This is a genomic window from Klebsiella sp. KPN54798, assembly GCF_021184225.1.
Classification (GTDB): Bacteria; Pseudomonadota; Gammaproteobacteria; order Enterobacterales; family Enterobacteriaceae; genus Klebsiella; species Klebsiella pneumoniae.
On sequence record NZ_CP089234.1, the window covers coordinates 739,473 to 752,847 of the forward strand.

The 13,375-nt window shown below is 57.2% G+C and carries 16 protein-coding genes; 5 read left to right on the top strand and 11 right to left on the bottom strand.

Going from position 1 to position 13,375, the window contains the following annotated elements:
- Positions 1–107 precede the first annotated feature (107 nt).
- The 3 genes from mltC to mutY are packed head-to-tail and all read right to left on the bottom strand — an operon-like array spanning position 108 to position 2,602.
- On the bottom strand, positions 108–1,190 hold the full coding sequence (gene mltC / locus LPQ25_RS03660; RefSeq protein WP_002916629.1) for a membrane-bound lytic murein transglycosylase MltC: 1,083 nt from the start codon (positions 1,188–1,190) through the stop codon (positions 108–110).
- Positions 1,191–1,239: 49 nt separating this feature from the next.
- Positions 1,240–1,515, bottom strand: a complete 276-nt coding sequence (locus LPQ25_RS03665; protein WP_004105744.1) for an oxidative damage protection protein — start codon at positions 1,513–1,515, stop codon at positions 1,240–1,242.
- Positions 1,516–1,543: 28 nt separating this feature from the next.
- The gene (mutY, locus tag LPQ25_RS03670; RefSeq protein WP_002916628.1) at positions 1,544–2,602 is read right to left on the bottom strand and encodes an A/G-specific adenine glycosylase; all 1,059 of its coding nucleotides are present in this window, start codon (positions 2,600–2,602) and stop codon (positions 1,544–1,546) included.
- 136 nt (positions 2,603–2,738) lie between these two features.
- Between mutY and trmB the strand changes: the two genes are divergently transcribed.
- The 3 genes from trmB to LPQ25_RS03685 are packed head-to-tail and all read left to right on the top strand — an operon-like array spanning position 2,739 to position 4,554.
- Positions 2,739–3,458, top strand: coding sequence for a tRNA (guanosine(46)-N7)-methyltransferase TrmB (trmB, locus tag LPQ25_RS03675; RefSeq protein WP_002916627.1), 720 nt, complete (start codon positions 2,739–2,741; stop codon positions 3,456–3,458).
- Positions 3,458–3,784: a YggL family protein gene (locus LPQ25_RS03680; protein ID WP_002916620.1), complete on the top strand. Its 327-nt coding sequence runs from the start codon at positions 3,458–3,460 to the stop codon at positions 3,782–3,784. The genes trmB and LPQ25_RS03680 overlap by 1 nt, the downstream gene beginning before the upstream one ends.
- 50 nt (positions 3,785–3,834) lie before the next feature.
- On the top strand, positions 3,835–4,554 hold the full coding sequence (locus LPQ25_RS03685; RefSeq protein ID WP_002916619.1) for a YggN family protein: 720 nt from the start codon (positions 3,835–3,837) through the stop codon (positions 4,552–4,554).
- 46 nt (positions 4,555–4,600) lie between these two features.
- Here the strand turns inward: LPQ25_RS03685 and LPQ25_RS03690 are convergent, their stop codons facing one another.
- The 8 genes from LPQ25_RS03690 to LPQ25_RS03725 all read right to left on the bottom strand — a co-directional run bounded on the left by LPQ25_RS03690 (position 4,601) and on the right by LPQ25_RS03725 (position 11,374).
- Positions 4,601–5,848: a sugar ABC transporter permease gene (locus LPQ25_RS03690; RefSeq protein ID WP_004181281.1), complete on the bottom strand. Its 1,248-nt coding sequence runs from the start codon at positions 5,846–5,848 to the stop codon at positions 4,601–4,603.
- A gap of 4 nt (positions 5,849–5,852) precedes the next feature.
- Entirely contained in the window at positions 5,853–6,662 is an 810-nt protein-coding gene (locus LPQ25_RS03695; protein ID WP_014906935.1) for an ATP-binding cassette domain-containing protein, read from the bottom strand.
- Between the two features lie 59 nt (positions 6,663–6,721).
- Positions 6,722–7,768, bottom strand: coding sequence for an ABC transporter substrate-binding protein (locus LPQ25_RS03700; protein WP_004185615.1), 1,047 nt, complete (start codon positions 7,766–7,768; stop codon positions 6,722–6,724).
- Positions 7,769–8,060: 292 nt separating this feature from the next.
- Positions 8,061–9,200, bottom strand: a complete 1,140-nt coding sequence (gene hemW, locus LPQ25_RS03705) for a radical SAM family heme chaperone HemW (protein WP_014906936.1) — start codon at positions 9,198–9,200, stop codon at positions 8,061–8,063.
- On the bottom strand, positions 9,193–9,786 hold the full coding sequence (locus tag LPQ25_RS03710) for an XTP/dITP diphosphatase (protein WP_002916615.1): 594 nt from the start codon (positions 9,784–9,786) through the stop codon (positions 9,193–9,195). The genes hemW and LPQ25_RS03710 overlap by 8 nt, the downstream gene beginning before the upstream one ends.
- 12 nt (positions 9,787–9,798) lie before the next feature.
- The gene (gene yggU / locus LPQ25_RS03715) at positions 9,799–10,089 is read right to left on the bottom strand and encodes a DUF167 family protein YggU (RefSeq protein ID WP_002916614.1); all 291 of its coding nucleotides are present in this window, start codon (positions 10,087–10,089) and stop codon (positions 9,799–9,801) included.
- Complete coding sequence (locus LPQ25_RS03720; RefSeq protein ID WP_002916613.1) at positions 10,086–10,652, bottom strand: YggT family protein; 567 nt, start codon at positions 10,650–10,652, stop codon at positions 10,086–10,088. Before LPQ25_RS03720 ends, yggU begins: the two co-directional genes overlap by 4 nt.
- Before the next feature lie 20 nt (positions 10,653–10,672).
- Positions 10,673–11,374, bottom strand: a complete 702-nt coding sequence (locus LPQ25_RS03725; RefSeq protein WP_004144780.1) for a YggS family pyridoxal phosphate-dependent enzyme — start codon at positions 11,372–11,374, stop codon at positions 10,673–10,675.
- A 16-nt stretch (positions 11,375–11,390) separates the two neighbouring features.
- Here LPQ25_RS03725 and LPQ25_RS03730 point away from each other — a divergent pair, with 16 nt between their 5' ends.
- Positions 11,391–12,371: a type IV pilus twitching motility protein PilT gene (locus LPQ25_RS03730; protein ID WP_004149811.1), complete on the top strand. Its 981-nt coding sequence runs from the start codon at positions 11,391–11,393 to the stop codon at positions 12,369–12,371.
- A 348-nt stretch (positions 12,372–12,719) separates the two neighbouring features.
- Positions 12,720–13,373, top strand: a complete 654-nt coding sequence (locus tag LPQ25_RS03735) for a LuxR family transcriptional regulator (RefSeq protein ID WP_002916607.1) — start codon at positions 12,720–12,722, stop codon at positions 13,371–13,373.
- The last annotated feature ends 2 nt before the right edge of the window (positions 13,374–13,375 follow it).

A 13,375-nucleotide genomic window follows, 5' to 3' on the forward strand; every position in this document is an offset into this window, starting at 1 on the left:
GCTTAATGCTTCTGTTAACTGCCGCAGAAAACCGAAAGATATTACAGAGTATGGCGGAGTATAAGCGCGGCCTCAGCGCGGGGCTGAGGCCGGAGTCGGGAGGAGGGCTATTTACGGCGGTAGCTTTTCTGCGCCGTATTAACTTTGTACAGATAGCGGCGCGATTCCGCCGACGGATGGCGGGTGGTCAGCGTCTGGTAGACGTCCCCTGGCGCCATGCTGTTGATAATATTGGCCGCCTGCACTTTATCGCTGGAGAAGACCCGCAGTACGCTGCCGGCGCCGCCGTTATAGGCAGTGATCACCGCGTAGCGACGCGAGGTGGGGTTATCGATGCCGGCGAGGTAAACATTGTTCAGCATCGCCAGGTAGGCGGTACCGGTGTCGATGTTATTCGCCGGGTCAAACAGATAGCTGCGGCTTGGCAGGCCGGATTTACCCTGGGAGCGGAAGACGTCTCTGCCGGCGCTGTGCTGGACCACCTGCATCAGCCCCATGGCGTCGGCATGGCTGACCGCATAGGGGTTAAAGGAGGATTCGGTCTGCATAATCGCGAGGATCAGCGACTCATCAACCCCATACTTACGCGAGGCCTGACGCACCATGCCGAGGTATTTATGCGCACGTTTGTCGAGGTGGTTCGGCACCAGGTTAATGGTGATGCTGTAGACCACGCGCAGGCCGTTGTTGCGGCTCTTCAGACGGGTTTGCAGCAGATAGTCGGCAAAGCGCGCGGCGCGCCACTCCCAGCGAATCGACGCCCCGGTGTTATCCACCACCTGGCCATAGAGGAACGGCTCTTTGGAGATCTGGATGTCATCGACATCGGAATAGAGGTCAATGGAGTTGGGGTCATCGCCCATCAACAGGGTTTTGACGATCGCCTGGCGCAGTCGTCCGCGAGGGTCGGTGCCGGCAATGGTCTCGACGGTGATCGTCCCTTCATCGAAGTTGATGTGGCTGCGGGTTTGATACTGGTCGGTGTACTTGACGTAGTCCTTTGGCCCGGCGAGCAGGACTTCGTTGTACCCCCAAATGTTCTCGATGTTGTGGGCGAACTGGCCCATCAAAATATCGAATCCGTTCGTGTCCTTGACCCAGGCCTCGTTGTATTCGGCGCCTTTTTTATTGGAGCTGGAACACGAAACGAGCAACGGCGCAATCAGCGCGAGCGCTAAGTATTTTTTCATCATTCCGGGCGTGCGTGTTGTGTTTGTTTTTTTAAAGGCCGCAGGGCCCTTACTGTTTTTCCGGCGGCGTGTAGCCTTCGATGTGCACGTCTTTCCCTTCAAACAGGAACTGCACCATCTCCTGCTCAAGCAGTTTGCGGTGCTCCGGGTTCATCATGCTGAGCTTTTTCTCGTTGATCAGCATGGTCTGCTTGTGCTGCCACTGCGCCCAGGCTTCTTTGGAGATTTCGTTGTAAATACGCTTTCCGAGCTCGCCCGGATACAGCTGGAAATCCTGGCCGTCCGCTTCACGCTGCAGGAAGGTACAAAAAATGGTTCTGCTCATAATTAATCCTCTTTGATAGCCGAAAAATTTATACCGGCGCTCCGGCTTTTAGCTGTTGCAACAAGCGCTCCACGGGGGCCGCCAGACCGACCGACGGCGGCTGCGCTAAGTTATACCAGAGTGCGTTGCCTTCATCCATGCATGCGCCAGATGAGTGCACTGTAAGCCACATCGGCACAATATCCAGGTGGAAATGGCTGAAAGTGTGGCGAAAAGCGGTTAATTGCGTCAGATTATCGGCCTTAATCTGGCGCTGCGCCAGCCACTCGCGTAGCTCCGCTTCGTCTGCAAACTGCGGAAAACAGAACAACCCGCCCCACAGACCCACCGGCGGACGCTGGGAAAGAAACACCTCGTCGCCGTGCTGCATCAGCAGGAAGTAGCCGGTGCGTTCCGGGAGGGTCTGCTTCGGTTTTTTGCCCGGATATTCCGCCCATGAATGGTTCGCGTAGGCCACGCAGCCGTTGCTCAGCGGACACAGCTCGCACTTCGGCTTCGAGCGGGTGCAAACCATTGCCCCGAGATCCATCATCGCCTGGTTGAAGCGCTCGACGCCCTCTGCCGGGGTGACCTCTTCGCTGATGTCCCACAGCCGTTTTTCCACCTCTTTTTTCCCCGGCCAGCCGCTGACAGCATAGCAGCGGGCGAGCACGCGCTTCACGTTGCCGTCGAGAATCGGATAATGCTGACCGAGCGAAAGGGATAAAATCGCCCCCGCCGTTGAGCGCCCGACGCCGGGCAGCGCCGCCACTTCGTCAAAGGTCCGGGGGAATTCCCCGCCGTGCAGTGTGGCGACTTGCTGTGCGGCTTTATGTAAGTTGCGCGCCCGCGCGTAGTAGCCCAGACCGGTCCACAGATGCAGCACTTCATCCAGCGGCGCGTTGGCGAGATCCACCACCGTGGGGAAACGCGCCATAAAGCGTTCAAAATAGGGGATTACCGTGGTCACCTGGGTTTGTTGCAACATCACTTCGGAGAGCCATACTTTGTAGGGCGTCTTGGCGATTTGCCAGGGCAGGGTTTTACGCCCGTATTTGTCGTACCAGTCCAGAACCTGGGCTGAAAATTGCGTGGCGAGAAAAGTCAAAGCTACGGCTCCGGGATCGCGATTACAGGGGGGCAGATTGCAGCATAAGGGCGAGTGGCTGTAAACCCTTGCATCCGCCGGGTAACTTTGGATAATGCCCGTTTTCCGAACACATTCACAAGCAGACCAAACTTTTATGAAAAACGACGTCATCTCTCCGGAATTCGATGAAAACGGTCGCCCGCTGCGCCGTATTCGTAGCTTCGTCCGTCGCCAGGGCCGCCTGACGAAAGGGCAGCAGCATGCGCTGGATAACATTTGGCCGGTGATGGGCGTTGAATTCAACGATGCGCCGCTCGATTTCGCCGCCCTGTTTGGCCGTGACGCGCCGGTCACCTTAGAAATTGGCTTCGGGATGGGCGCCTCGCTGGTGGCGATGGCGAAAGCCAAACCGGAACAGAATTTCCTCGGCATTGAAGTACACTCCCCGGGCGTTGGCGCTTGTCTGGCTTCTGCGGAAGAAGAAGGCGTACAAAACCTGCGCGTAATGTGTCACGATGCGGTGGAAGTGCTGCATACCATGATCCCGGATAACTCGCTGAATATGGTGCAACTGTTTTTCCCTGATCCGTGGCATAAAGCGCGTCATAATAAACGTCGTATCGTGCAGCCGCCTTTCGCTGAGCTGGTGAAAAGCAAGTTGAAGCTCGGCGGCGTCTTCCATATGGCGACCGACTGGGAAGCCTATGCCGTGCATATGCTGGAAGTTATGTCCTCGCTGGAAGGCTATCGTAACCAGTCGGCAAGCAACGATTACGTACCGCGCCCGGAATCGCGCCCGGTAACCAAATTTGAACAGCGTGGCCATCGTCTCGGCCACGGCGTATGGGACTTAATGTTCGAGAGGGTGAAATAATGGCCAAGAATCGTAGCCGTCGTCTGCGTAAAAAAATGCATATCGATGAGTTTCAGGAGTTAGGCTTCTCCGTCGCCTGGCGTTTCCCGGAAGGGACCAGCGAAGAGCAGATCGACCAGACGGTCAACGATCTGATCGAAGAGGTGATAGAGCCGAACAAGCTGGCCTTCGACGGCAGCGGTTATCTCTCCTGGGAAGGGCTCATCTGCATGCAGGAGATTGGTAAGTGCACTGAAGAGCATCAGGCTATCGTACGCAAATGGCTGGAAGCGCGTAAGTTAGAGGATGTGCGCACCAGCGAACTTTTTGACGTCTGGTGGGACTAAGTTTGACAAGGGTCGGCAATTGCCGGCCCGTTTTGTCTTAAGGGAGTTTTATGATGCGTAAAACGCTGCTGGCGGTGGCGCTCTCCGTCACCGCTTTGTCTGCCCATGCGGACTACCAGTGTAGCGTCACGCCGCGTGACGATGTGATCCTCAGCCCGCAGCAGGTGCAGGTGAAAGGGGAAAACGGTGATCTGGTGATAAAGCCGGACGGCAATCTGACCTTTAACGGCAAGGCCTATGCGCTCAGCGCCGCCCAGCGCGAACAGGCGCAGGATTATCAGGCCAGCCTGCGCAGCAGCCTGCCGTGGATTGACGAAGGCGCGCGGTCGCGAGTCGAAAAAAGCCGCAAGGCGCTGGATAAAATCATTACCGAACAGGTTGGCGCCAACAGCAGCATGCACGGTCGCCTGACCAAACTGGATGCGCAGCTGAAAGAACAGATGAACCGCATTATCGAACGTCGCAGCGATGGCCTGACTTTCCACTATAAAGCTATCGACCAGGTACGCGCCGATGGCCAGCAGCTGGTGAATCAGGCGATGGGCGGCATTCTGCAGGACAGCATTAACGAGATGGGCGCCAAAGCGGTGCTCAAAGGCGGCGGTAATCCGCTACAGGGCATTCTCGGCAGCCTCGGCGGCCTGCAAACGGCGATTCAGGAGGAATGGAAAAACCAGGAGGCCGATTTCCAGCAGTTTGGTAAGGACGTCTGCAGCCGGGTGGTATCGCTGGAGGACAGCCGCAAAGCGCTGGTTGGCTCGTTAAAATAATCAAAATTTCGCGGCCCGCATACCTTTGGGCCGCGCACTTCTCCACTCAGGCGCGGCCGTGCGACACGCGTGAACGGCGAGCCAGAGAATCAATGATTACCGCAATCGCCAGTACCGCGCCGGTAATGATATAGCGCAGCGAAGACGGCAGGTTCAACAGCGTCAGCCCATTTGAAATCGACTGAATCACGATGATCCCCAATAGCGCGGACCAGGCGCTGCCGCGTCCGCCGAACAGGCTGGTGCCGCCGATCACCGCCGCGGCGATGGCGTTGAGGTTGACGTCGCCGGTGCCGGCCTGCTGGCTGGCGGAAGCCAGTCGCGACGCCGCGAGAATGCCGCCGAAGGTCGCAAGCGTGGTACACAGGACGAAAGCGCTCACATAAATCGCCCGCACGTTAATGCCCGAACGGCGCGCCGCTTCACGGTTGCCGCCAACCGCGAACATCGAGCGACCCCATTTTGTCCGTTTCAGCGCGTAGTTGAGGATCATCACGCAGGCGACAAAGAGACCGAAAATCCATGGAATACCGCGCCCCTGATTGAGGTAAAGCACCGCGGCCTCGAAGATAATCGTCAGCGCGATCGCGCGCGCCACTAGCGAGCTGACTCCCTCGGCGGAAAGATTGGCCGCCAGGCGCCGCGAGCGTTTTTTCAGGCCAAAAATAAGGATCGCCAGCCCTGGCAGCAATGCCATCAGGTGTGAGAACCAGCCGGGCATCACCAGCAGTTGGCCAAAGCGCACCAGCGGCGAAGTATAGGGCAGGTTGATGCTGCCGCTCGGCCCGAGGATATACAGCTGCATACCCAGCAGCGCCAGCAGGCCGGCGAGAGTGGCGACGAAACTCGGCATTCCGACGCGGGTATACAGCAGCGCGTAGACCAGCCCGACGGCCACGCCGCAGGCCAGCGCCACGGCGATGGCTCCCGCCAGCGGCCATCCTGCGTTCACCCACAGCACGCCGACGATAGCCGATGCCAGGCCGCTCATGGAGCCGACCGACAGGTCTATCTCACCAAGCATTAGCACGCAGACGATGCCGAGCGAGATAAACCCGACCGTCGCGCAGTCAAACAGCAGGTTCACCAGGTTATTCGGCGCGATATAGACCGGGTTGAGGAAGGTGAAAACCAGGGAAATCACAATCAGCCCGGCTATCACCGGCGCGGTGCCGAGATCGCCGGTTTTGATGCGGGTTATCTGCGCGCGTAGGGCGCCGAACAGCCCCTCGTCGTGACGAACGCGCTCATCGCTGCGATCCAGCGCGGTGTGGGATGCGGTCTTACTGTTCATAAAATTACATCGCTCCGGAAGTGGTTGGCTGTGATTTACGTTCAACCCGGCGTGAGACGGCGTTTTCCGTCGCGCCGGTGATCACGGCGACCAGATCCTGATTAGAAGCATCGGGCGTGAAGATCCCTTTGTTGCGCCCGAGACGCAGCACCACGATACGGTCGGCGACGGCGCGAACGTCTTCCATGTTGTGACTGATGATGATGACGCCAAGCCCGCGCTCGCGAACGCGCTCAATCAGGTTGAGCACTTCCGCGGTCTGCGCGACGCCCAGCGCCGCGGTGGGTTCATCGAGCATAATGATTTTAGGGTTCAGCAGCAGCGAACGGGCGATGGCGACGGTCTGCCGCTGGCCGCCGGAAAGCGATGCCACCGGTTCGCGTACCGACGGAATACGTGCCGCCAGCTCCTGCAGCAGCGTCCAGGCTTTCACTTCCATCGCCACTTCATCGAGCTGGAACGGCGAAATTTCATGACCCAGAAACAGGTTTGCCACCACATCAAGGTTTTCACACAGCGCCAGATCCTGAAACACCGTGGCAATACCGTATTCCAGCGCCTTGCCGGGGCTATCGAGGGTGACGGGGTTGCCGTCAAACTCAATGGTGCCGGAGGTCGGCTGGTGGACGCCGGCGAGGATCTTCACCAGCGTGGATTTGCCCGCGCCGTTGTCGCCGACCAGCGCGACCACCTCGCCGGCGTGGACTTCTAATTCGATATCCGTCAGCGCGGACACCGCGCCAAAATGTTTAGAGACGTTGCGCAGTTGCAGTATTGGCCGCCCGGCGGCGGAGTTGTGTTGTTGTTGCGGCATACAAAACGACCTCAATAATGGCGAAATCGCGCCCGCCGCGGCGGGCGCAGGGGCAAAAGTTACTTGCTGATGCCTAACTTCTGGCAGGCGGCGGCGTACTCGCCGCTACACACCTGATCCCAGGTCTGGATTTTTTTATCGAAGATTTCCGCTTTGATGTTTTTGGCCGTCACCACTTCCGGGGTAAATAGCTGGGAAGGGGTGTTGTACAGGGTGGTGCTGGCCTGCGGTTTTTTGCCCTGGATAAAATCAACCGCCACTTTGGCCGCCGCCGCGGCGACGATCTCCGATGGCTTGGAGATGGTGTTGTACTGATCGCCAGCGATGATCAGCTGCAGCGCGGCGATAGTGGCGTCATTGCCGGTGACCGGCGGCAGCGGCTGGACGCCGGCAGCCTTAAAGGCGGCAATTGCGCCGCCGCCGGTACCGTCGTTTGCCGCGACCACGCCCTTAATTTTGTCGCCAAAGCGGGTAACCTGCCCGGCGGTCCACTCCTGGGCTTTCGGCGGCGCCCACTCCGGGGTGTCGAATTCGGCCAACGTTTTGTAACCGGACTCTTTCAATCCGCGATGGATACCGTCGCGGATCAGCCCTGCGGCGGCATCGGTTGGCGAACCGTTAATTTGCAGCACGCCGGCATCCTGCGGCACGCCGCTCGCTTTCAGATGGTCGGTAAGAGATTTTGCGATGGCGTAGCCAATGCCCTCGTTATCAAATGAGACGTAGAAATCAGCCGGTTTGTCTGGTACCGGGCGATCATAGGCAATGACCTTGACCCCCTGCGCTTGGGCGTTTTCGACCAGCGCGGCGGCGGCGGAAGAGTCAACCGGATCCAGGACGATCACTTTCGCCCCCTGGGCGATAACCGAGTTGAACTGCTGCTGCTGGAGCGACGCGTTGGCGTTGGCATTCTGATAGATGACCTTACAATCCGCGCAAAGCTTGCTCATTTCCGCCTTAAAACCGGGGAAGTCGTGCTGTTCATAGCGGGTAGAGGCCTGATCGGGCATTAAAAAGGCCACGGTGGCGGACTCTGCAGACCAGGCTGAAGCCGTGACGGTGCCGGATAGTGCGGCGAGTGTGATAAAAATATTACGGTAATTCATTGTGTTACCATCTTTTTTATAGGCTTAAGCCCGCCGGGTTGCGCCGACGTTACAGAGACTTTTTTAATCAGAGTTACCAATAATTCACATGTAGGATACGTCGGTTTTACATTTGCTCAACCGATGAAGCAGGATTACCACTGCGCAAAAAATGAGTCAAGAAAAGGAAAAAAGTCGATCGGATTTTGTGATTCGCTGCAAATAAGTGAACAAAAAAACGCCAGTCGATTTGACCGTAGCGGGAGAGGATGTAAGGGGAAAGATACGGGCGACGACGTGCCGCCCGCAGGGATTACTCTTCGCTGAGGAACAGCTCCAGCAGCGAATTTAAAAACAGTTTACCGTGCTCGGTAATTTGCCAGTTTTGCGCATCTTCCAGCAGATAGCCTTCGGCGATAGCGGCATCGATTTGCTGACGGATAACCTGCTCATCAAGGCCGGTATACAAGCTGAACTCCGCACGCGGCGCGGCCTCCAGCAGGCGAAAACGGTTCATAAAGAACTCAAACGGTTTATCCGCTTCTTCCACATCATGCTGACGCTCAAGGTAACGGCCTTCCATATACCCGCGCGGGTGGCGGGTTTTGGCGGTTCGCAGAATGCGTCCGTCAGGGAAGGTGATCTTGCCGTGCGCGCCGCAGCCGATGCCGAGGTAGTCGCCAAAGCGCCAGTAGTTGAGATTATGCTGACACTGGAAGCCTGGCTTAGCATAGGCGGACGTCTCGTACTGCTGATAGCCGGCGGCGCTCAGCAGCTGATGCCCCTGCTCGAAAATATCCCATAGCGCGTCGTCATCCGGCAGCACCGGCGGCCGGGAGCCGAACAAGGTGTTCGGCTCAATGGTCAGCTGGTACCACGACAGGTGCGGCGGGTTGAGGGCAATCGCCTGACGCAGATCGTCCAGCGCCTCCTCCAGCGACTGGTCCGGCAGACCGTGCATCAGGTCGAGGTTGAAGCTGCGCAAGCCGAGGCCGCTGGCGAGACGTGCTGCGCGCTTGGCCTCCTCCGGGCCGTGGATCCGCCCCAGGCGCTGCAGCTTCGGTTCGCTAAAGCTTTGTACGCCGATGGAGATGCGGTTCACCCCGGCGCGCTGATAATCAACGAAGCGATCGGCCTCCACGGTACCCGGGTTGGCTTCCATGGTGATTTCCGCCCCGGCGGCCAGCGGCAGGCAGGCGCGGACGCCATCGAGCAGGGTTTGCATGGCCAGGCCGGACAGCAGGCTCGGCGTTCCGCCGCCGATAAAAATAGTGCCTATTTCCCGTCCCTGGGCATAGTGCGCATCAGCCTGCAGATCGTTCAGCAGATGCTGGACGTAGTCATCATGCGGCACCTCGCCTTTCAGCGCATGCGAATTAAAATCGCAGTACGGGCATTTCTGCACGCACCAGGGAATATGGATATAGAGACTCAGCGGCGGCAAATTAGCCATTACGTAATGCTTCCAGTAACAGTTTCAGCGCCTGCCCGCGATGGGAAATGGCGCTCTTTTCTTCACGGCTCAGTTCGGCCGCGGTTTTCCCTTCTGACGGGACGAAGAAGATCGGGTCGTAACCGAAGCCGCCATGACCGGCGGCTTGTCGGGTGATTACCCCAGGCCAGCTGCCGTGGCACACCAGCGGCGTGGGATCCTCGGCATGGCGCAGATAGACCAGCACGCAGTGGAACTGGGCCTGACGCTGGTCGTCCGGCACGTCTTTTAACGCGTCGAGCAGCTTCTCAAGATTCTGCTGGTCGCTGGCATCGACGCCGGAATAGCGGGCGGAGTAAATACCCGGCGCGCCGCCAAGAGCATCGACGGCCAGACCGGAATCGTCGGCGATGGCCGGCAGGCCGGTGATCTGCGCCGCGTGGCGCGCTTTCAGAATCGCGTTTTCAATAAAGGTCAGGCCGGTCTCTTCCGCAGAGTCCACGCCCAGCTCGGTCTGAGCGACGATATCGAGACCAAAATCTTCCAGCAGCGAGGCCAGTTCGCGCACTTTGCCGGCGTTACCGGTAGCGAGGACGACTTTTTGCATGATGAATCCTGTTTATTCAGTTAGCGCCGCGACCGCAGTCGGGATCTGTTGTGGGGCGATGATTTTAACTTGCTTATGGCGGCCCAGCTCGCCTTTTTCAATCAGTACCTGGCTTTTGGCGACGCGGAACTGTTTGGCGAGAAATTTCACCAGGTGGGCATTGGCCTGGCCATCAACGGGCGGGGCGGTAATGGCGACTTTAAGCTCGTCGCCATGTACGCCCACGATGCTATCGCGGCTGGCCTTAGGCTGAATGTACAGCCTCAACACCAGCCCGTCAGCGCAGGTTTCAACGGCACTCATAGCGCCATCCACAGCCCCGGCAGCAGTACATTACCGGTGGCCTGCAGCACTTCGGCGATGCCCATATTGATTACGTACAACAGCAGTACCAGCACCATCGGCGAGAAATCGATACCGCCCATCGACGGCAGCAGGTTGCGGATAGGGCGCAGCAGCGGGTCCGCCAGCTGCATCAGCACATACTCCACCGGGCTACGGCCCTGGCTGACCCAGCTCATGATCGCCATCAACAGCAGTACCCAGAAGATCAACGAGCCGATGGTTTTCAGCAGAATAAGCAGAGCGGAGATCCAGATGATCGGCTGGAAGGTGATCACCATAAACAGCACGATCGCTTTGATGACGCATAGAATAAATGCCACCAGCAGCGAGGCGCTGTCAATCGGCCCCATTGCCGGGATAATCCGGCGCAGCGGTCCGACAATCGGCTGCGTGGCTTTCACCACAAACTGCGAAAACGGGTTGTAAAAGTCGCAGCGCGCCCACTGCATCCAGACGCGTAACAACACGACCATCGTGTAAAGCTCAATGACCGTTGAAAGCAGGAAAGTCAACGTCTTCATGGCGTTCCTCAGATTCCTTATTATTTGCTGTAGTCGCGCGCACCAAAAATGGCAGTACCGATGCGCACCATCGTGCTTCCCGCCGCGATTGCGGCTTCCATATCGTCCGACATTCCCAGAGACAACGTATCGACCGTGGGGTACCGCGTTTTTAATCGCGCAAATGCTACCGCCATTTGCCGGGCGACGGCAAACTGCCTTACATATTCTGACTCAGGCGCGGGAATGGCCATCAGGCCGCGCAGTTCCAGATGAGGTAACTCAGCGATCTCCGCCGCTAAGCCGTCGAGCGCTTCCAGCGGGATGCCGGATTTGCTCTGTTCATCGCTGATGTTAATTTGAATCAGCACCTTCAGCGGCGGCAAATGCGCCGGGCGCTGCTCGTTCAGGCGGGTGGCGATTTTCAGCCGATCGACGGTGTGGCACCAGTCAAAATGCTCTGCCACCAACCGGCTTTTGTTGGACTGCAGGGGGCCAATAAAGTGCCACTGCAGCCCGCTGACGCCAGCCTGCTGGAAATGGTTAATCTTCTCCACGCCCTCCTGGACGTAGTTTTCACCAAATGCCCGCTGGCCTGCCGCAATGGCTTCTTCGATCGCGCTCGCAGGTTTCGTTTTACTCACTGCAAGCAATGTCACTTCTTCTGGCGCACGCCCGCATCGGGCGGCAGCACCGGAGATTTTGTCCCGGACCTGTGCCAGGTTATGCGCAATATCGTTCATATTCCGAGGATGAGTTATGAAGCTGGAAGAAATCGTAGCCCTTAGTGTAAAGCATAATGTCTCCGATCTACACCTGTGCAATTCCGCCGCACCGCGCTGGCGGCGGCAGGGCAGGCTGGAGCCCGCGCCCTTTCCCGCGCCGGATATTGCGAATTTACTCAACGACTGGCTCGATGCCGCACAGTTACTGCACTGGCAGGAACACGGCCAGATTGACTTTGCGCTGAACCTGGCCTGCGGTGCGCGGCTGCGCGCCAGCGCCTTCGCCCATACGCGTGGGATATCGCTGGTGCTGCGTCTCCTTCCTGAACAGTGCCCGCGTCTGGATATGCTCGGCGCCCCGCCTGCGCTGAGCGAACTGCTGGCGGAAGAGAGTGGTTTGCTGTTGGTCACCGGAGCGACGGGCAGCGGCAAGTCGACCACCCTGGCGGCAATGGTGGGGCACCTCAATCAGCATCTTGATGGCCATATTCTGACGCTTGAAGATCCGGTGGAATTTATTCATCACAGCGAGCGCTGTCTGATCCAGCAGCGGGAAGTTGGCCGTCACTGTCCTTCGTTCGCCGCGGCGCTCCGCGTGGCGCTGCGCCAGGATCCGGATGTGATCCTGCTCGGGGAGCTACGCGACAGCGAAACCATTCGCCTGGCGTTAACCGCGGCGGAGACCGGGCACCTGGTAATGGCGACATTACATACCCGCGGCGCGGCGCCGGCGGTGGAGAGATTGATCGATGTCTTTCCGGCGGAGGAGAAAGATCAGGTTCGTAGCCAGCTTGCCGGAAGCCTGTGCGCGGTGCTGGCGCAAAAATTGTTACCTGCACGTCAGGGCGGGAGAGTTGCGCTATACGAGCTTCTGGTCAACACGCCAGCGGTGGCGAATTTGATCCGTGAAGGAAAAGTACATCAATTGCCTGGTGTGATGCAGACCGGGATGCAGGCCGGAATGTTGACCTTTACCCAGAGTTTTCAGCAACGTGTCGCTGCAGGCGCGCTATAAGATGAGAAAGAGATTGATATGACAGGTTAAATGATATGTTAGATGAATGTTTATTTGTTGTTTATTAATATTATTTGGTAATACAAATAACTTTTGATTATAAATTCAAATAACACATTCAGATTAGATATGTCGACAGTGAATACGCATTTCCAGGAAAAAAGTTTGATTATCTTTTGACAGCTTTGAGTCATTCGATTTATGCTGTTTGTGGGAATAGGATGATTCTCATGGAATAACGTTTCAGTTTGTAAATTACCTTGGTGATTTATAAATTCACGACTGTTTGTATCTTTTTTTATTCATTTAACCACCATGGCGGTGGGTAACAGCTAAGGAGAGTTTTAAGTGATTAATTTAAATGGAAATTCATCATCTTCTCGTCAGGTAACCTTTATTACCCACCCGTCTATTCAAAGCAAAGCCTTTGCCAGCTATCTGAGCGAAACCCTGATGGCACCGGTGGTTTTACAAAATATTAATAAACCGCTGGCGCAGCGTTTGGCAAAAGATTCTGTAATATTATTTGATATTGCAGTGTCAAATAAGAAATTAAACGGGGTGTGGCGGGATATTATTCGCCTGCAGGCAGATAATCCTCGTTTGTTGATTATTAATAGCGCACAAAAGTATGAGCTATACGAAATGGCGCAGTGGCCGGCTTTATATGGCGTGTTCCGGCATGACGATGATGAATCGCGCTTAATTGAGGGCGTTAAGGCCGTGCTGAACGGCGAGCAGACGGCTGAATTGAGCGTGATGCACCCGGCGATGTACGCTGCGGACCATGCATCGACTCCAGTAGAGAACTCGCCGCTGACCGAGCGGGAATGCGAGATCCTCAACGAACTGCGCTGCGGCGCAACGAACCTGGATATCGCCCGCGCGCTGTTTATCAGCGAGAACACGGTGCGGACGCACCTGTACAATGTGTTTCGTAAACTGAGCGTGAAAAATCGCACCCAGGCGGTGAGCTGGGCTAACGAACATCTGCGCCACTAAGC